19 protein-coding genes are annotated in these 18126 nt (G+C 38.8%); 14 read left to right on the plus strand and 5 right to left on the minus strand.

Features of this window, described 5'->3' with window-relative positions; translation table 11 throughout:
* Positions 1–221 precede the first annotated feature (221 nt).
* From J1E28_RS03610 to J1E28_RS03625, 4 genes are read right to left on the minus strand one after another with little or no spacing between them, the layout of a single operon-like run.
* Positions 222–1439 carry an ABC transporter permease gene (locus J1E28_RS03610; protein WP_291026778.1) on the minus strand — a complete coding sequence of 406 codons (1218 nt, stop codon included), beginning with the start codon at positions 1437–1439 and terminating at the stop codon, positions 222–224.
* Entirely contained in the window at positions 1436–2128 is a 693-nt protein-coding gene (locus J1E28_RS03615; protein WP_291026780.1) for an ABC transporter ATP-binding protein, read from the minus strand. The genes J1E28_RS03610 and J1E28_RS03615 overlap by 4 nt, the downstream gene beginning before the upstream one ends.
* A 9-nt stretch (positions 2129–2137) precedes the next feature.
* Positions 2138–3433: an efflux RND transporter periplasmic adaptor subunit gene (locus J1E28_RS03620; protein WP_291026783.1), complete on the minus strand. Its 1296-nt coding sequence runs from the start codon at positions 3431–3433 to the stop codon at positions 2138–2140.
* A complete protein-coding gene (locus J1E28_RS03625) occupies positions 3430–5028 on the minus strand; it encodes a TolC family protein (protein ID WP_291026785.1) in 1599 nt (532 codons plus the stop codon). Before J1E28_RS03625 ends, J1E28_RS03620 begins: the two co-directional genes overlap by 4 nt.
* Positions 5029–5195: 167 nt before the next feature.
* Here J1E28_RS03625 and J1E28_RS03630 point away from each other — a divergent pair, with 167 nt between their 5' ends.
* The 14 genes from J1E28_RS03630 (at position 5196) to J1E28_RS03695 (ending at position 17617) form a co-directional block, all read left to right on the plus strand.
* The gene (locus J1E28_RS03630) at positions 5196–6635 is read left to right on the plus strand and encodes a hypothetical protein (RefSeq protein WP_291026830.1); all 1440 of its coding nucleotides are present in this window, start codon (positions 5196–5198) and stop codon (positions 6633–6635) included.
* Complete coding sequence (gene lpoB / locus J1E28_RS03635; protein WP_291026787.1) at positions 6628–7233, plus strand: penicillin-binding protein activator LpoB; 606 nt, start codon at positions 6628–6630, stop codon at positions 7231–7233. The genes J1E28_RS03630 and lpoB overlap by 8 nt, the downstream gene beginning before the upstream one ends.
* Positions 7234–7269: 36 nt before the next feature.
* Entirely contained in the window at positions 7270–7863 is a 594-nt protein-coding gene (locus J1E28_RS03640; RefSeq protein ID WP_291026789.1) for an LPP20 family lipoprotein, read from the plus strand.
* A 14-nt stretch (positions 7864–7877) separates the two neighbouring features.
* The gene (locus J1E28_RS03645) at positions 7878–8795 is read left to right on the plus strand and encodes an LPP20 family lipoprotein (protein ID WP_291026791.1); all 918 of its coding nucleotides are present in this window, start codon (positions 7878–7880) and stop codon (positions 8793–8795) included.
* Between the two features lie 58 nt (positions 8796–8853).
* Entirely contained in the window at positions 8854–9978 is a 1125-nt protein-coding gene (locus J1E28_RS03650) for a glycosyltransferase family 4 protein (RefSeq protein ID WP_291026794.1), read from the plus strand.
* A 56-nt stretch (positions 9979–10034) separates the two neighbouring features.
* A complete protein-coding gene (locus J1E28_RS03655; RefSeq protein ID WP_291026797.1) occupies positions 10035–10376 on the plus strand; it encodes a glycosyltransferase family A protein in 342 nt (113 codons plus the stop codon).
* 46 nt (positions 10377–10422) lie between these two features.
* Positions 10423–11106, plus strand: a complete 684-nt coding sequence (locus tag J1E28_RS03660; RefSeq protein ID WP_291026800.1) for a hypothetical protein — start codon at positions 10423–10425, stop codon at positions 11104–11106.
* Between the two features lie 59 nt (positions 11107–11165).
* Positions 11166–11867, plus strand: coding sequence for a hypothetical protein (locus J1E28_RS03665; protein ID WP_291026803.1), 702 nt, complete (start codon positions 11166–11168; stop codon positions 11865–11867).
* A gap of 17 nt (positions 11868–11884) precedes the next feature.
* Positions 11885–12445, plus strand: coding sequence for a hypothetical protein (locus tag J1E28_RS03670; protein ID WP_291026806.1), 561 nt, complete (start codon positions 11885–11887; stop codon positions 12443–12445).
* A gap of 70 nt (positions 12446–12515) precedes the next feature.
* Entirely contained in the window at positions 12516–13487 is a 972-nt protein-coding gene (argF, locus tag J1E28_RS03675) for an ornithine carbamoyltransferase (protein WP_291026809.1), read from the plus strand.
* Between the two features lie 2 nt (positions 13488–13489).
* Positions 13490–13921 carry a DUF2603 domain-containing protein gene (locus J1E28_RS03680; protein ID WP_291026812.1) on the plus strand — a complete coding sequence of 144 codons (432 nt, stop codon included), beginning with the start codon at positions 13490–13492 and terminating at the stop codon, positions 13919–13921.
* 11 nt (positions 13922–13932) lie between these two features.
* Positions 13933–15309, plus strand: a complete 1377-nt coding sequence (gene hemN, locus J1E28_RS03685; protein ID WP_291026815.1) for an oxygen-independent coproporphyrinogen III oxidase — start codon at positions 13933–13935, stop codon at positions 15307–15309.
* Between the two features lie 9 nt (positions 15310–15318).
* Complete coding sequence (locus J1E28_RS03690; protein WP_291026819.1) at positions 15319–16662, plus strand: (Fe-S)-binding protein; 1344 nt, start codon at positions 15319–15321, stop codon at positions 16660–16662.
* Positions 16663–16768: 106 nt separating this feature from the next.
* A complete protein-coding gene (locus J1E28_RS03695) occupies positions 16769–17617 on the plus strand; it encodes an HDOD domain-containing protein (RefSeq protein WP_291026822.1) in 849 nt (282 codons plus the stop codon).
* A 202-nt stretch (positions 17618–17819) separates the two neighbouring features.
* Here the strand turns inward: J1E28_RS03695 and J1E28_RS03700 are convergent.
* On the minus strand, positions 17820–18126 hold a 307-nt coding region (locus tag J1E28_RS03700), incomplete at its 5' end, for a methyl-accepting chemotaxis protein (RefSeq protein ID WP_291026825.1).

Here is an 18126-nt window from a genome sequence, read left to right on the forward strand (position 1 = left end):
TAGCTATACTTGCCCACCCACACAAGCGCAGGCTTGTCGCAATCGCCTTTTATCGTAAAAAATAATGCAAGAGGAATTAAAGGGCTTAGAATCAAAAATGGTGGCTTTTTGGAACTTTCTCTTAAAAAAAGCAAGACTACCCCTCTTTTGCCTCTTCCATAATAATTTTTCACATAACTTTTTACAGATTTCTCTATTTTTCTTAGAATATAGATTCTAAGCTATTCGTGGCGCAAAGCATCGATAGGATTAAGCCTTGAAGCGCGTCTAGCGGGCAAATAGCCAAACAAAACACCAATAAAGGCTGAAAATATAAAGGCAATAAACGCGGTTGGCACATCAAAAATAAATGGAATCTCCATATAATAGCTTAAGCCAAGCGCGGCAAAAAACGCCCATATAATGCCAACAATCCCTCCAAATGAACTTAATGTGATAGATTCTATCAAAAATTGCAGCAGCACCTCACTTTGCAATGCACCAATCGCCATACGCGTGCCAATCTCACGCGTGCGTTCAGTAACTGAAACAAGCATAATATTCATTATGCCAATCCCCCCTACAATGAGGCTTACCCCCGCAATCATTCCTAAAAAGGCTGTCAATCGCTTCGTTGATGATGTGAGAATCTCACTGATTTGCTTTGTGTCCATAATTTCAAAGGAATCCCTCTCCCCCGCGCGGACATTACGCACTTGTCGCAAGGCTTGTGTAAGAGCAGGAAGTATCTCATTAGAATCTATTCCATCTTTTGAGCGCAGCATTAGGCGATTAATAGAAAAAAGTGTATTTTTACCCGATACAGAGCGCAAAAATGTCTTCAAAGGAAGCAAAATCACATCATCTTGGTCATTTCCCATACCGCCTTGCCCTTTAGATTCCAACACCCCAATACATTCACATACGATACTATTGAGACGGATTCTCTGCCCTAGGGGATTAACCTGTGCAAAGAGATTCTTACGCACAGATTCACCAATAAGACAGACATTGCTCCCCACACGATATTCTTGCTCCTCAAAACTCCTCCCCTCACTCGTATCCCATTGTGTTACTTCAAAAAATGATTCATTTACGCCTTGCGCTTGAGTGGAGGTATTTTCGGCTTGATACTGCAACACTACTGCACCTTGTGCAATGGGTGCAAGGGCTTCTATATAGTCTTGAGTGAGTGTGTAGAGGCTTTGGGCTTCTTGTAAGCTAAAATTACGGCGCAAATTTGCACCACCGGGATTCATCACGCGTGCAGGAAATACAAGCAAAAGATTGCTTCCAAGCGAGGAGATTCTATCGCCTATCATTTTGGTTGTCCCATTTCCTAGACTAATCATCACAATCACCGCGCCCACACCAATAATCACACCAAGCATTGTCAAAAATGCACGCAAAAAATTGCGCTTAATCTGTCTTAGAGCAAGTATGAAAGCATTAAGAATCATTGCCCCCCCTTTGAATCACTCATCAATCGCCCATCTAAGAAGTGCAGCTCCCTACTCGCATATTGCGCCATATCCGGCTCGTGCGTTACCATTAAAATCGTAATGCCTAAGCCTTGATTGAGCTCTTGGAGAATTTCCATAATCTCTACGCTACGTTTTGTGTCAAGATTCCCCGTTGGCTCATCAGCAAGGAGAAAAAGCGGCTCTGAAGCAATCGCCCTTGCAATCGCCACGCGCTGTTGTTGCCCACCGCTAAGCTTCGCGCTTGTGTGCGTAGCCCATTCCTTCAAACCCACTTTATCAAGCGCATTGAGCGCAATCGCCTCACGCTCTGCTTTTTTTACACCTCGATACATTAATGGCAACTCAACATTCTCTAGGGCTGTTGTACGCGCAAGGAGATTGAAGCCTTGAAAAATGAATCCAATGTAGTTTCGGCGCAGAAGGGCGCGTTGATTCTGCGTGAGCTTAAATACATCAACATCGCAAAACAAATACTCTCCACTTGTGCCTACATCGAGTGTGCCAAGTATGTTTGCCAAGCTACTCTTGCCCGAGCCACTTGGTCCCATTAAAGCGACAAACTCTCCTTTATCAATGCGTAAATCTACGCCCTTTAGGGCTTCAAATGCACTCTCTCCTTTACCATAGGTTTTACGCACATCTTTTAAGATAATAAAATCTTCCATTTGCTTTACTCACTGCACTTTTAGCTTAGTAATCACTTGAGCATTCTCATCAATCCCACTTAGAATCTGCGTATAACTCCCATCAGTAATACCCACCTCTACGCTCACAGATTCAGGCTTGCCATTTTTTAGAATCCACAATGTGCCTTTTTTGGCTTGGGGCTTTTCTTTAGGATTAATTTGAGCTTTTGGTGGGCGCGGACGCGCGGGAGCTGCAAACATTGGATTAGAAGAATTATTAGCTCCCTCTTTTTTTGCTCCTGCTCTTTGAAGTGATTTATTCAAGTCAAAATAAAGCGCAGCACTTGGCACAAGGAGAGCATTATTAGCCTTAGCAATAATAATATCAGCAGTAGCACTCATATCCGGGCGTAAAAGGAGGGATTTATTATCTACTTCAATTTTTGCACGATAACTCACAATATCCGAGCTACTACTTGATGATGAGCTACTGCCATCACCCGAACCAAAATTCACACGATTGACTTTAGCGTGAAAGTTCCTATCTGGATACGCATCAACTGTAAAAACCACCTCCTGCCCCTCTTTTACCTTGCCAATATCAGCCTCTGAAATATTAGCATATAGCTGCATTTCCTCAAGATTCTCAGCAACTTTAAAGAGAGTAGGTGCTTGAAAGCTCGCCGCCACACTCTGCCCTACCTCCACACTGCGCATCAATACAATACCATCTACAGGCGAGACAATTTCAGAATTTTTTAAATCAATCTTTGCACTTTGGATACTTGTTTGAATCTCAACAATTGAAGCGCGTTTAATCTCCACATCAGATCGCGCAGAAGTATAATTTGTCTTAGCATTTTGTAATTCAAGTTTTGAAGGTGAAGCACCATTTGTCGCCTCATATAGCTCTTTTAATCTATCATAATTCCATTTTTTATCCGCTAAAGTCTGCTCACTTGCTCTAAGCTGAGCTTGAGCCGAGGCGAGCTGGGCTTCAAATCTAGCAATCTGTTGATTAATTGTCTCTGGGTTGATACGCGCGAGGATTTGCCCAACTTTAACTTCATCATTTTCATCTACAAGCACTTCAAGCACAAGCCCTGAAATGACGCTTCCAATTTCTACTTCATTAACAGGTGAGAGAGAGCCAGAGGCTGAAATGCTTGATTTAATATCGCCACGAGTAGGCTTTATCACATCATATTCTATTTTACTTCCAAAAGATTTCCATACAATAATAACCCCTATGCAAATTATCGCTACAATAAGGAGAAAAATAAGCCATATTTTGAGCGGTATTTTTTTGCGTAATTTTGGATTAAGCGTTTGATAGAGATTCATTCTTTTTTTCCTTTTAAAAGCTTTTCTTGCGTGGAGTTTGTTTGTGTTTCTTGCAAGGCAAGATTCCCCCCTAGAGCTTTAAAAAGCGTAATGAGTGAGAGCATTTCATTTGTTTTTGCGCTATAAAGCTGCGTTTGGAGATTAAAATAAGTATTTTCAAGCCCTAAAAAATCATTTTTATCAAGCAAGCCACGCGTGTTTTTCGCGCTATTGCCCTCATAAGCCTTTAAGCCTAACTGATAAGCGTTTTGCGTGTTTTCTACTTGTTGTTTTTTGGATTGCATATCAAAAAGCGCGTTTTCTACTTCGCCTAAAGCTGTGTTAATATTATTTTGCAAAGTCAAAAATGCCTCATTGCTTAATTCTTTTTGTATAAGATAATTTTGCTTTAAGGAGGTGCGATTAAGCAAGGGAGCGGTAATAGAATTAGCGATTTGAAACACAAGCGAACCAGCAGAATTGCTACTGCTATAAAGAAGCTCTCCTATTGAACCATTCAAAGAAATATTAGGAAGACGCGCGGCGTTTGCATTTGTTTGCCTATAAAGTTGAGCGTGGAGAGCATAAATACTCGCTTGAATATCGGGGCGAGAGAGCAAAATATCACTTGGCATTTTATCGACATAAAAGCTTGCAATATGAGGAAATTGAGGTGAAATGGAGTATAAATCAATATTTTGTGCAAGTTCATCGGCACTGATATTAAGCAAAACAAGCAGAGCATTTTTATTTTGCTCAAATGTATAAGCAAGATTTTCGAGGGTATTTTTTTGTGCCGTGGTATTTGCCACAAAACCTTGATAAGTATTCACATCAATAAGCCCTAGCTTATATTTTTGTTCGTTAATAGATTCTATTTGCTGCATATTTGCAAGTGTTGCTTTGGCATTATGCAAAGCATAAGCATTATCTCGCAAAGTAAAATATAAACTCGCTACTTGAGCAATAAGAGAAATTTGCGCATAGGCGAGGTTACTTTGAGCTTGGAGATAGGCTTTTTTACTTGATTGACGCAAGGCATTTAATTTACCAAACAAATCAAACTCCCAACTCATACTCACACTTGCATTAACTGAATTTGCACCCGGACGCACGATTGTGCTTTGAGAGAGTGTGCGATTATCAATATAGCTTGAATTAATCCCCGCATTGATATTAGGAAACATATTTGCGGTGTTGATTTTCATTTGAGATTGAGCTTGTTTAATACGCGAAACCATTGTCAGCACATCTGTATTTTTCTCAAGCGCAAGATAAAGCAGGCTGTGGAGCTTTTTATCATCAACTAATGCTATAAATTGTTGCAAACTTAAAGGTTGCTCTTGTTTTTTGACATCATCTGCGGTATTTAAAGATGTGGTTTTTAAAGATTGAGAACTTCCTGTATCTTTTTTTGTAGCTCCTAGAGAAGCAGAAGGCATAAGAGAAGATTCTATAGAATCTTGCAAAATTGTAACGCTAGAAGGTGTATGAAAAGATTGAATATTCTTAAATGAGACTGGAATATGCGTTTGTTTTGCATTCTCTTCAAGTGTAGGAATCTGTGTGCTACATCCTACATATACCACTACGCTACATAGCCATAACCATTTCATTACTTCCTCTTTTTCGAAACTAAGTGTGCCATAATACAAAAACAAGTGTTAAATTAAAGTGAATTTTAATTTTTTAATCCTTAGAATCCGCATTTTATTTTACTTCTAAGGTATGTGCTTAGATTTTATAGTATCTTGTATTTTAGGCTTAAAAAGGATTTTAGGTGATGACAAAGCATTTTTTTTCTATAGTGGTATGGATAGGAAGTATCATTTTAATAAGTGCTTGTTCGCATCAAAATAATCTGCAAACTTTTAATGGATATTATTATGGCGGACAAAATGCTAAAGCCTATAAATACGCAAAATCAAAAGCTGGTAAAAATGGTGATGTCTTGTGGAATCTCCAAGCAAGTGTAAGTGCCTTTAGTCTCGCTAGAGAGGATAAGGATCTCTTTGGACTTTTAGAGCAAGGCGAGACGCTTTTTAGCAAATATGAGGCAGAGGGGCTTATGGGCGGTGCGTTGGGGAATTTTGGCGCGGTGCTTGTGAATGAAAATATCAAAACATATAGAGGCAATATTTATGAAGGCGTGATGTTTAATTACTACAAGGCGTTGTATGCGATGAGCCAAAATGACTATGCTCGTGCGCGTGTGGAGTTTAACCGCGCTAATGATAGGCAAAGACGCGCCAAAGATTATTTTAGAAAAGATATTCAAAAAGCTCTTGATGAGCAGTCTCAACAAAATGCTAAAGATAAAACATTAAGCCAAGTTGATGTTTCCTCCTCAAATCGCTCTATCTCTCCTATTTTGCAAAAAGAATATAGTAATTTGAAAAACTTTCAAGCCTATGAAGGCTTTATTAATCCTGCGGTGAGCTATGTATCTGCTCTCTTTTTTATGACTGAAGGAGATTTTGCTAAGGCAACAGACCTCTATAAAGAATCCTATGGTATCAATGCGGCACAAGTTATTACTCAAGATTTGCAAGTATTACAAAATCGTAAAAATGGAAAAAACACAACCTATACTTGGCTCATTATAGAAGATGGCAAAAGTGCCTTTAAAAACGATACTTCAATTAATATTTCCTCTTTTTATGTAAGTAACGATGTCCTTCATATAGGTATCTCTATACCCACACTTCAAGCAGGAAAAATAGCTGCTCGTAATTATAGCACCCAAAATGAAAGTGGTGAAACTTTCAAAGCCTATGAAATAAGCGATTTAGATAGTGTAATTGCATCTGAATTTCAAAAACAACTCCCTTTTATCCTCACACGCGCTATTTCCTCTGCTATACTTAAAGCAAGCACACAAGCAATTTTGGGCGATAGATTAGGCACTGCAGGGGCATTAGCAGGAATGCTTTATTCTATGGGGACTACAAGCGCAGATGTGCGTATAAGCACTGCCTTGCCTAAACGCGTTCTTGCTTTACAGATTCCAAATAATAGCGGACACTTTGTATTCAAAGCCGATGAAACCCCACTCTATAATGTGTATTTTGATTGCCAAAAAAGTGAGCAATTTCTACAAGAAAAACGCAAAAATAGGGCTAAGGTTATTGTTTTATGCCAAAATTACGATAACATTCTCTACTTTAGAATCAAGGACAACAACCCAACATATAGAATCTTAAAAGGAGGCGAAAGTGAATAAATGGCTTTTATGTGGTGTGATAGCAGGTGTAGCCTTTATAGCAGGCTGTAGCTCATCACCTAAATACATTGACAATGCAGATTCTAAATCCTACACAAGTATGGGGCTTGACTATCACGATCTTGAAAAAGCTGCAGGCGATAGCGTGAAATCTTTACTTAATAGTGCTTATGTACGCAATCTCTCGCGTTCAGGTAGTCCTAAAGTATTAATGATTTCAGAAGTGATAAATGATACAATGCAAACTATTGATACCGACCAACTTACTCGCAAAGTAACTCGTGATATGCGCAATAGCGGAAAATTTGCCCTTACACTTGCAGTAGGAAGTAAGAAAGAAAAAGGTATCCAAACAGGGCGCAGTGTGCGAGATAATGATGAGTTTGACCAACATACAACAATCGAAAAAGGCACACTTCAAGCACCTGAATTCTCTCTATCAGGTAAGATTGTGCAAAAAAATACAAAGGTTGGCTCAAAGCAACGCACTGATTATTACTTCCTTCTTACATTGACAAATCTTAAAACCGGACTTGTCGTGTGGGACGATGAAGTCAATATCATCAAGCTTGGCTCAAATTCATCTGTGAGCTGGTAAGCGTAGAATCTTTATCTCAAATCTAAGGAGCAAAAAATGAAAACATACACAAAAGTTCTAGCAGGAAGCATTGTAGCGGCATTATGTATAGCAGGTTGTGGAAGCAAAGATGACGCCCTAGGAGAAGGTGCAAAAAAAATCGACAAAAAAGCACTTCAAGCTTTAAGTATTCAAGGTGCGCCAAATTGGGTGCTTAATGGTGGACAAGGCGATATGAGTGCGGTAGGCATTGCAGATATTATTAATGGCGACTTAGGCTATGCACGCACAGAAGCTCTTGCAGGAGCAAGAGATGAGCTTGCAAGACAAGTGGCAACAGAAGTTGAAGGCGTATATGAGCGCGCAACAGAATCAAGCACAGGAGCTACCCCACAAGATGCTCAAATAGCAAAGGCAAGTGCTCAAACAATCCGCCAAAGCGTCTCTCAAACACTAAGTGGCACAAAGCAAACAGATACTTGGATGAGTAAAGATGCGACTAAGCTCTTTGTACTTATTAAACTTTCTCCCGAGCTTAAGGCAAAGCTTGAAGCAAATGTGAGAAGAGATATTAACAAAAGCTCTCTTTCAAGTAAAGCAAAACAAAATGCGCTTAGAGAGCTAAGCGGTGCTTTTACTACAAATGAATAATCGCTAGGGTTGCTATGAGATTATTGCGAGTTGTAAGCGCCATAGGATTCATTGCCCTATGGGGGATTCTATGGGGAGGGTGTGCTGGCAGCTCTAAGCCACCCTCTTGGTATGGCAAAAATGCAGTAGATGAAAAAACACTCATTGGTTTTGGTAATGCAAAAAATCTTGAAGTGGCTCAAGCCAATGCCCTCAATGATATTATCACGCAATTACAGGTAGAAGTGAGTTCAAAATTTAGCTCTCAAACACAAAGACAGGATTCGCAAATCTCACATAGTTCAAGCAATGAGGTGTATTTAGATAGCAAGGATATTGAGCTAGGCGATGTGCGCTACACAAAGAGTGAATTTGAAAATGGACAATTTTATGTCCAAGCTCAAGTTACAAAAAGTGCGCTTATAACACAATTTCAAAAGAAATTTAATACCACCTATAACGCGCTTAATCTTACAAATCTAAGCAAATGTAGCACACTCTCAATTAAAGATAAAACGCGTCTTGAAAATGCTTTGAATGATTTAGGACTCTATGGGCAATTATTACAAACTTTAGGAAGCTCAAGCAAATCTCTAAATAACCTTGAATCTCTTCTCTATTCAAACTCTCCCCTCCCCTCTGCAAGACTCATTATACAAAGCAACATAGCAGATGTGAGAATCCACAATGACTTAGCAAAGGAATTAGGAAGTTTCTATCTTATTCAAAATGACGCAGCCCATACTCTTAATGCAAGGGTGCTTGTCAATAATCCAAATGAAAGAAATGCAAAAATTGATGTCGTCTTTAATATTGTCGATTGTCGCAATAATCCTATTTTCAATACAAATGTAAGCTATGAGGCAGCTAATACAAAAGATGCTTTCAATTTTGCGCTTAAGCGCGTAAGCGTGCAGCTATACAAGAAAATACAAGAGTGGATAGAAAATTAAGCCTAACCCAAAGCAAACATTAAATCAGACTCTCAAGCTTAAAAAGAAGGAGTAAAATGTGAAGATTCTCATTGTACTTAAAGATATTACAGAAAGTGGAGGGGGTGAACGTGTAGCCATAAATCTTGCCAATGCCTTTATGGAGCAAGGCTTTGAAGTAGAAGTATTAAGCTTTTTTAAGCTCAATACAAATCTCTCTTTTGCTCTTACTCCACGTATTCATATCACCTATCTCTCCTCCCTCTCGCCAAAAACAAAAAATATCTTTTTAAAACTTTTTTGCAAGAGCGTATATCGCTATTACCTATGCAAAAAGGCTCATTCATATATACTGAAATCCAAGCCTAGTATGGTATTAGCAAATGATGGGTGGTTTATCCCTCCTAATCTATTTGATAATGCACTTTATCTACGTCTGTGGCATTTAAATGCACCCAAAAAGATTTCACAAAGAAAGCGCGATATTTTTGCTCTTTTCCACACCCTCATTATTCTCTCTACCAAAGAATTGCCTCTATGGCAAAGCTATCATAAAGATGTGCGTGTGATTGCTAATTTTTTGCCTTTTATCCCCACAGCCCAAACAGATATATCACAAAAAAGAATCGTATCGATTGGGAGAATGGATAGGGGCGACCAAAAAGGCTTTTTGCGTTTAATTGATATTTGGGCTTTAGTGCAACAATCTCTCCATAAATCTAAGCAACAATTTTCCTCCAACTTCCCTTCTTCTTTATTAGATTCGTGGCAGCTTATTATCGTAGGTGAAGGTGAACTTAAAAGCGAGATAGAATCTAAAATAAAAGCCCTTCATTTAGAAGATTCTATACTTTTAAAGCCTTTTACAAAAGAGATTGAAAAGGAATATCTCAATGCAAGTATTTATGCGATGACTTCTCTTTTTGAGGGATTTGGTATGGTATTAGTAGAGGCAAGTTCCTATGCTCTGCCTTGCATTGCCTTTGATGTTAAAACAGGACCAAGCGATATTATAGAGCACAAGAAAAGCGGATATTTAATAGAGGATAATGATTTGCAAGGCTATGCGAATGCGCTAATAGAGCTAATGAGCGATGAAAATAGACGTGAAGAAATGGGCAAATATGCGAAGCAAAGAGTGAAAGAGAGCTTTAGCAAAGAGGCAATTATGCCATTGTGGGAGGAGGTGTTTAAACACAAATAAGCACAAATAATACAAACGACACATAATGCAAAAATAAAAAACGGAGGAAAGAGAAAATGGAGCAAACAAGAGCAATAGCAGAAAAAGAGATAATGTTTTATATCATTATCCCTATATACAATGTGGAGCAGTATCTCAAAAAATGCTTAGATTCACTACTCAATCAAAGTTATAGCAAGTGGGTGGCAGTTTTGATTAATGATGGTAGCACGGATTCAAGTGGAACTATCGCCCAAGAATACACCAGCAAAGACACTCGTTTTATTCTTTTAAATCAAACAAATCAAGGACTATCAACGGCGCGTAATGCGGGATTAGAGATGGTAAAAAATCTCCTTGCTTCTACTACTCCCCCCCCCATTGCAATATTTACATTATATTCGCTTTGTGGATTCTGATGATTATTTACAAGAGTACGCATTAGAGCATAGTGCTTTATTACTGATGCGCCACGATATAGATGTGGCTATGTATAGTGTATTTATCGCAAGAGATGCTAGCAGTTATGCGCAAGTAGAGTTTGATTGGCAGGTGTTTCCTCCTCATATTGAGGGGCTTTATACACCTATAGATTTAATTAACGCACTTGGAGGGTATGCGATGATAACTTCAGCAGGAGGATTTGTCGGTAAAGCTTCCTTGATTTTTGAGCACAACATCACTTTCATTCCTCATATTCTCTATGAAGATATTGCTTTTGTTACACAGGCTATTATGTGCTGTAAAAATCTTTATATAAGTCGTGAGCCAGTCTATAACTACCTGCTTAATCCCCTCTCTATAAGTAACACACCTATGACAAGAAAAAAGCAAATCCAATCAACTTATAGCTATTTTATGACTTTGCAGACTTTTGTGCAGTTTTTTAAAGAACAAGAAAATCCCGTGATGAAAGAGTATTTTTATCGCGCTTGTGTGGATACTTGCAAAAAAATAACCAAAACCTTGCAGTTTGTAGGTTATGTTAAAGAACTTGGCTTTAGCAAAAAAGATTTACTATCTCTTTTGCCTCAATTTAATATAAAAGGAAAAACATATTTTTGTTGCCTTTTCCCTAGAATCTATGGTTTTCCCAAAAGGGTGCGTTTGGCATTGCAGCGGTGTATTTTGTCATTATCATCGCTGTAAGTAATTATGGAACACTACTTGCTTTTAGTTTTTTTGAAATTTAATTCAAAGGACTGAATATGAAAAGTAATGTGCTTAAAAGTTCAATTGTTGCAGGTTTTGCTGTATTTACATTAGGTGGTTGCGGAAGCGGCTTATTTGATGTGGGCGATAATTCAAATGCAAATGGTTTAGTGCCTCCAAGTGCGAGCAATCAACCTATGTATGCGCCTATCCAAGCGCCTACTTATCCGCCAATGCCCGGATATAATACAAATCCAAATCTTCTCCCTAAATCTGCAGGCAATCAAAAAGTCAATACACTTGTGGTAGAGAAGGTTGAGCTTCCGGGATTAAATAGAGATAATTTAGAGCCAAAGTTTGATAGAGATGATGAGTATATCGGGCGAGGAAGCACAAATATTCCTAATTCTCCAATGCTTACCCCTGAAAATGAAATTACTTTAAGTGCGGTAGGCATAGGAGTTTCACCTGAAAACTCTCTCTCTCCATCACAGGCTTTTGCTATGGCAAAACGAGCGGCGATTGTCGATGCGTATAGACAAATTGGCGAAAAGATGTATGGGATTAGAGTAAATGCACAAGATACAGTGCGTGATATGATGCTCCAAAGCTCAACTATCAAAACAAAGGTGCAAGCTCTTATCCGCAATGCTGAAGTGCTTGAAACCGTATATAAAGATGGTTTATGCCAAGTGAATATGGAACTCAAACTCGATGGCAGAATTTGGCATAGAGTTCTTTCTAATGCACGAGCCTAATTAGAGCAAAATAAGTAATGTTTGGTATTTTTAAGCGATTATTTTTAGGAGGTAGCTTTGCGCTACTTCCTTTTTTGTTTGCTTCGTGTGCGTGGTTTAATAATAGCTTTCAGCACCCTGATTCAAATCCTAATGATGTTGTGCTTGAGCCTACAAAATTTAAGATTCTCCTTATTGACACTCCGCGTGTGAAATTTTATGATTTTGCTTCACTTAGATATAATCAATCCAATAAAAATCTCACTATTGAGCTTTATAAACTCGGCAAGCCCATTAGTAAGATTCTTATCACTAAAAAAGATGTTTGTATGGGCAAGGATTGCACTTCAAAGTGGATTGCTACGCGTGCGTTTTTTGGCGAGGTGAGCTATCCTAATTTGTTTAATGATATTTTGGCAGCACACGATATTTTTGATGGCGAGGGCAAGCGTGTAAGCAATGATGGCGCATTCGTGCAATGGTTTGTGCGAGGTGGGCAGGAATTTTACTATGAACGCAGCAAAAATAAAGTGCTTTTTAAGAATCTTACAATGGGCATTACCATTGGCGTTGAAGATTATATTTTGCCAAAAAATTAAGGCATTAAAGTTTTCTTAGCGATTTTTAGATACAATCGCGCTTTTATCTCCTTTGGTATGGGCAGGAAAGATGAGACATTTTCTTACTTTGAATGATTTTTCCAGAGATGAGATTTTGCAAATGCTCGATGTCATTTTGGAGCTTAAATCCAAGAAAGCTAGTATCCCGCTTTATTTTAAGGGCAAGGTATTAGCGATGATTTTTGAAAAAAGCTCCACGCGCACACGCGTAAGTTTTGAGAGCGGTATGTATCAGTTGGGCGGACACAGCATTTTTCTTTCTCATAAAGATATACAATTAGGGCGTGGAGAGCCTATCAAAGATACTGCACGCGTGATTAGCTCAATGGTTGATATGGTGATGATGAGGACGAGCGAGCATCAAAGACTCGAGGAATTTGCCAAATACTGCTGTGTGCCTCTTATTAATGGCTTGAGCGATGATTTTCACCCTATTCAGCTTATTGCAGATTATCTTACAATGATAGAATGCGGAATCTATGTGCCAAGCCATAAAAATGCGCTTTATCCCCATAATGCAAAAGAGCCTATCGTGGCTTATATTGGCGATGGCAATAATATGTCGCATTCGTGGATTAATCTTGCGGCAAAACTTGGCTTTACTTTGCGTATTGCTACTCCTCCAAAATACGCCCCAAGAGCTGATATTGTAGAAAAAGCCCAAAAACTTTGTGCTCAAAGTGGAGGTAAAATCATCATTGGCACAAATCCGCAAGAGGCTGTGAGTGGGGCAAATGTTGTAACTACTGATACTTGGGCTTCAATGGGGCAAGAGGCGCAAAAAGAGGAGAGAAAAAAGGCATTTCAGGGATTTTGCGTAGATACTCAAATGATGAATCTTGCACAAAGTGATGCTATTTTCTTGCATTGTCTTCCGGCATATCGTGGGCAAGAAGTGAGCGAAGAGGTAATAGAAGGGGCGCAATCTCGTGTATTCCTTGAAGCGCAAAATCGCCTCCACGCGCAAAAAGGCATTATGCTTTATCTTGCTAAAATTAATAATTTAACCTTAAGTGAGTGATAATGAAAACATTGCCCCAAGATAAATGGCTTAATGAGTCAAGTGAGAATCTAGGCGTATTGCGCAAGATTGAGGAGAATGCAATGCTTCTAGCAATGCAGAGTGGGGGATTCTCAAAAGAGGATTTATGGTTTTTGCAAGATGAGCAAGGAGAAGAGTATGTTGTCTTTCCTCAAAAGCTTTTTGTGAAACTTGTTGCGCGTATTAAACATATCCAAGAGGAAAAGCTTATAATGATGCTTGAAAAAGATATTATCTCGCAAATGCCTATTGATTTTGATGATGCAATGGCAGTAGCAAAGAGTGCTTTAGAATCCTTGCGTTTAAGCGATGGTAATTTGCCAGAGGTTAATACAGCTCTCCTTGCAAAAGATATTAAAAAGAAATATCCAAATTTGTTTTTTGATATTGATTTTTTACGTAAGTCCAAATAAAGGAGTAAAGTGTGAGCGAAAAGATTGATTTTGGAGCATTTGTAAAATACTCAAAATCTGCTCCCCGCTACACGAGTTACCCTACTGCTGTGGAGTTTAAGCCCTCTTTTGATACATCTTCTTATGTAGATGCACTTAAGCGCGCAGACGCCTCTTCACTCCCTCTTTCACTCTATGTGCATTTGCCCTTTTGTCGCTCGGCGTGTTATTTTTGTGGCTGTAATGTTATTTATACGAGCAAAGAGGAGAAAAAGCAGCACTATATCCATTATCTTAGAAAAGAGCTTGAGATTCTTAAACGCACGATGAATACAGAACGTGAAGTGGTGCAATTTCATTTTGGTGGAGGCACACCAACTTTTTTTAATGCTCAAGAATTGCAAGAGGTAATACAGCTTGTGCGCAATACTTTTAGGCATTTTGCTCTCAATGCGGAGGTAAGCTGCGAGGTTGATCCACGTTTTTTTGCACGGGAGCAAATGGCAGTTTTAAAAGATAATGGCTTTAATCGCTTAAGCTTTGGGGTGCAGGATTTTGATGAGAAGGTGCAAGAAGCCATACATAGAAAACAAGCGGTATCAATCGTGCAAAATGCTATTGCTTTAGCGCGTGAGTTTGGTATCAAGTCTGTAAATTTTGATTTGATTTATGGTTTGCCTTTTCAAAATGAACAGAGCTTTGCCCATACACTTCAGCAAGTAGTGAGCCTAGAGCCTGATAGATTGGCAATCTTTAATTATGCGCATTTGCCTTGGATGAAAAAAACAATGCGCAAAATTGATGAGACGACTTTGCCTACACCTGCACAAAAGCTTGAGATTCTAAAAAATACGATTGCTTTTTTGCAAGAGCAGGGTTATGCGATGATTGGAATGGATCATTTTGCAAAGCAAACAGATGAGCTTTATCAAGCAAAGCAAAATAAGGAATTGCGTCGCAATTTTCAAGGCTATACTACGCGTGGATTCTCTCAAACCATAGGTATTGGGCTTACAAGTATTAGTGAGGGCTTAGATTATTATTCACAAAACTATAAGGACATAGCAGAATATGAACGCTCACTTGATAGTGGGAGATTGCCTGTGGAACGTGGTGTGTTGCTGACACAAGAGGATATTTTGCGCAAGGAAGTGATTATGGGGCTTATGAATAATCTCTGCCTTGATTTTGCAAGTATTGAGAAAAAATTTGATATTGATTTTAGGGCGCATTTTGGTAATGAACTTAGCGCTTTGCGTGAATATGAGGAAGTGGGGCTTATAGAAATTACAAGTGAGGGTATCTATACCTCGCCCACAGGCGGTATGCTTATACGCAATATCGCTTCTACTTTTGATGAGCATTCTTTTGCAAGTGAGCATACCAAAAGATTTAGCAAAACGATTTAGAGGGTGCGTATGCTTGATTTGCAGAATGTAGCAAGTGCGTGTGTGAAATGTGGCAAATGTATTCCCCATTGCACCATTTATATGCTTAATCGCGATGAAGTTACCTCTCCGCGTGGATTCTTGGATTTACTTGGAGCGTATAAGCGTGGGGATTTGGCATTAGATACTACAAGCAGGGCTATTTTTGAATCTTGCTTTCTCTGCACCACTTGTGTAACACACTGCCCCTCAAGTTTGCCTGTTGATGTGGCTATAGAATCTGTGCGTGTGGATATTGCGCAAAAATATGGCATTGCGTGGTATAAGAGGGCGTATTTTTTTCTTTTACGCCATCGAAAGCTTGCGGATATTGTTTTTAGCCTTGCGCATTTTATTGCTCCCTGTGCTTTTAAGGAGGAGAATGGGCGTCTCATCTCACGTTTTAAGCTTTTTAAAAATACAGAGAATAAACGCGCAAAACGTTCTATTTTTCCTTTTTGGCGCACATCTTTTTTGCAAAAATATCAAGGCGATATTATGCCTAAAAAACCCAATATGCTAGATTCTACAAAAGCTTCACATACAAGAGATTTAGCGCATAATCCTTCATCAAATACACTTACACATAACAGAGTAGCAATTTTTATTGGTTGCTTGAGTAATTATAATTATGTCAATGTAGGCGAGAGTTTGCTTACTATCCTTAGCCGTCTGGGTATTACTGCCTTTGTGCCGCATTTGCAAGAATGCTGTGGCGCACCTGCATTTTTTACCGGTGATGTGAAAAGTGTGGCATATTTGGCAAAGAAAAATATTGCTTATTTTGAGAGTTTTTGGGAGAGTATTGATGCGATGATTATCCCTGAAGCTACTTGTGCGGCGATGATTAAAAAAGATTGGATTCACGCCCTAAGTGATGAGCCAGAGTGGGTAGAGCGACTTGAGAGGCTACTTCCAAAAATTGATATGGCAAGCGCGTGGTTATTTCATCACACACATTTACAAGAGATATTGCCCCAAAAATGGAGTAGCCAAAGTATCACTTATCACGATCCTTGCCACGCAAGAAAGGTGCTAGGGATTTTTAAAGAACCCCGCGCTTTGCTCTCGCACTCTTTTGTGCTAAAAGAAATGAGTGATTCTGCGCGATGCTGTGGGTTTGGGGGGATTAGTATGCAAAGCTCACGCTATGATTTAACGCTTAAAGCCGGGAAGCCTAAAGCAGAGATGATTAATGAGAGTGGAGCGGAGATTGTAAGCGCAGAATGCGGGGCTTGTCGTATGCAAATTGATAATGCTCTCACGCAAATCCACTCTCCTGTGCGCTTTGCTCACCCCTTAGAGCTGATAGCTGATGCGCTTAAAGATTCTTAGGATAGGCAAAAGAAGCGGATTCTAAGTCTATTGCGGGTATGATATTAATTTATATATGCTAGTATTGATGATAGAGAATTATGATTTTTTCTAAAGGAAGCCTACAATGAATGAATTTCTCATTAAGGCAATAGATAATCTCCCTCCATTGCCTGATACTCTAGTGAAGTTGCAGTCATATATAGATTCTGCAGGTGATGATGTGCAAATGCAGAGCGTGGTAGATATTATTTCAAAAGACCCGCTTTTGACAGGGGATTTACTTCATTTGGCAAACTCCCCTTATTATGGGTTTTCTCGCGAAATTTCCACGCTCAATCAAGTAGTATCGTTGCTCGGGATTGATAATGTAAAAAATATTGCCGTAGCAAACTCTTTGCGCGGTGAATTCAAGGTTGATGTATCGCCTTATGGCTTAAATACACAGGAATTTTTGGGAAATTGTAGCAGGGAAGTGGATTTTATTTCGGATTGGTTTTCTGAAAATGACAAAAAACTCTCTCAAATTCTTGCGCCCTGTGCAATGTTATTGCGATTAGGTATGATGATTTATGCGGATACACTTATTAAAAATGGCAGAGATAAAGAGTTTTTAGAAGCATTAAAAGAGATTAATTTTAGTGATGTGGGTTCGGTTGAGACAGAATTTTATGGCTTGGATCATTTGACATTTTTAGGTTATTTATTTGATTATTGGCGCTTTGATGATACGCTTATTCAAACCACAGCTTATATTACCGCACCCCACGCGGCTTCTGATGAAGTAAAGAAAAATTCCTACGCCCTTGCTATTACAACAAAAGTCTTTGATCCTTATCAGGGTGGGAGTGAGTGTAATATGGAAGATGCTGTTGCGCTTATTAAAGAGGCGAAAGCACAAGGTATTGATTTTAATATGGATAGATTCCTTGAAATTCTCCCTGCACAAGCAAGGGCAAATATTAAACAAAACTAATTCAATATTTAGGCGCAAAATAAGCACTTGTACTTTCGCACCTTAAAAAAAGAATCTAATGATATTAATCAATAAATCTTAAGCCCTCTCCAAACCCCAAAAAGGAGTAAAAGGGCTTTATAATTTTAGAAAGCAGATTCTAAGAAAAAAGATTAAGGAGAGTTATTAACTCTCCTTAATCTCCTCTATCCTTTAATCCTTTCTAAAACTTCTTCTTATTCACATCTTCTAAGATTTCTTTAGCTACTTTATCTACTCTCTCACTAATCTCTGCACTTGAATTTGCAATCTCTACATTCTCTTGTGTTACAGATTCTAAATGAGAGATAGCTTCATTGATTTGAGTAACACCTGTAGTTTGTTCTCTAATAGATTCACCCATATCATTAATACTTTGCACAAGTAAATTAGTATTAGCTTCAATCTCACCAAGTGATTTTTGAGTTCTTTCTGCTAATTTTCTTACTTCATCAGCCACCACTGCAAATCCTCTTCCGTGCTCTCCTGCA

Source organism: Helicobacter sp. (assembly GCF_022511165.1).
Taxonomy (GTDB): Bacteria; Campylobacterota; Campylobacteria; order Campylobacterales; family Helicobacteraceae; genus Helicobacter_C.

Coding starts and splice junctions, on each gene's coding strand:
- J1E28_RS03645 (WP_291026791.1), top strand. CDS start 7,878: ATGAGATTATTGCGAGTTGTAAGCGCCATAGGATTCATTGCCCTATGG.
- J1E28_RS03670 (WP_291026806.1), top strand. CDS start 11,885: ATGTTTGGTATTTTTAAGCGATTATTTTTAGGAGGTAGCTTTGCGCTA.
- J1E28_RS03660 (WP_291026800.1), top strand. CDS start 10,423: ATGCGCCACGATATAGATGTGGCTATGTATAGTGTATTTATCGCAAGA.
- J1E28_RS03625 (WP_291026785.1), bottom strand. CDS start 5,028: ATGAAATGGTTATGGCTATGTAGCGTAGTGGTATATGTAGGATGTAGC.
- J1E28_RS03680 (WP_291026812.1), top strand. CDS start 13,490: ATGAAAACATTGCCCCAAGATAAATGGCTTAATGAGTCAAGTGAGAAT.
- J1E28_RS03640 (WP_291026789.1), top strand. CDS start 7,270: ATGAAAACATACACAAAAGTTCTAGCAGGAAGCATTGTAGCGGCATTA.
- J1E28_RS03690 (WP_291026819.1), top strand. CDS start 15,319: ATGCTTGATTTGCAGAATGTAGCAAGTGCGTGTGTGAAATGTGGCAAA.
- J1E28_RS03620 (WP_291026783.1), bottom strand. CDS start 3,433: ATGAATCTCTATCAAACGCTTAATCCAAAATTACGCAAAAAAATACCG.
- J1E28_RS03610 (WP_291026778.1), bottom strand. CDS start 1,439: ATGATTCTTAATGCTTTCATACTTGCTCTAAGACAGATTAAGCGCAAT.
- J1E28_RS03695 (WP_291026822.1), top strand. CDS start 16,769: ATGAATGAATTTCTCATTAAGGCAATAGATAATCTCCCTCCATTGCCT.
- J1E28_RS03665 (WP_291026803.1), top strand. CDS start 11,166: ATGAAAAGTAATGTGCTTAAAAGTTCAATTGTTGCAGGTTTTGCTGTA.
- argF (WP_291026809.1), top strand. CDS start 12,516: ATGAGACATTTTCTTACTTTGAATGATTTTTCCAGAGATGAGATTTTG.
- J1E28_RS03655 (WP_291026797.1), top strand. CDS start 10,035: ATGGAGCAAACAAGAGCAATAGCAGAAAAAGAGATAATGTTTTATATC.
- J1E28_RS03615 (WP_291026780.1), bottom strand. CDS start 2,128: ATGGAAGATTTTATTATCTTAAAAGATGTGCGTAAAACCTATGGTAAA.
- J1E28_RS03630 (WP_291026830.1), top strand. CDS start 5,196: ATGACAAAGCATTTTTTTTCTATAGTGGTATGGATAGGAAGTATCATT.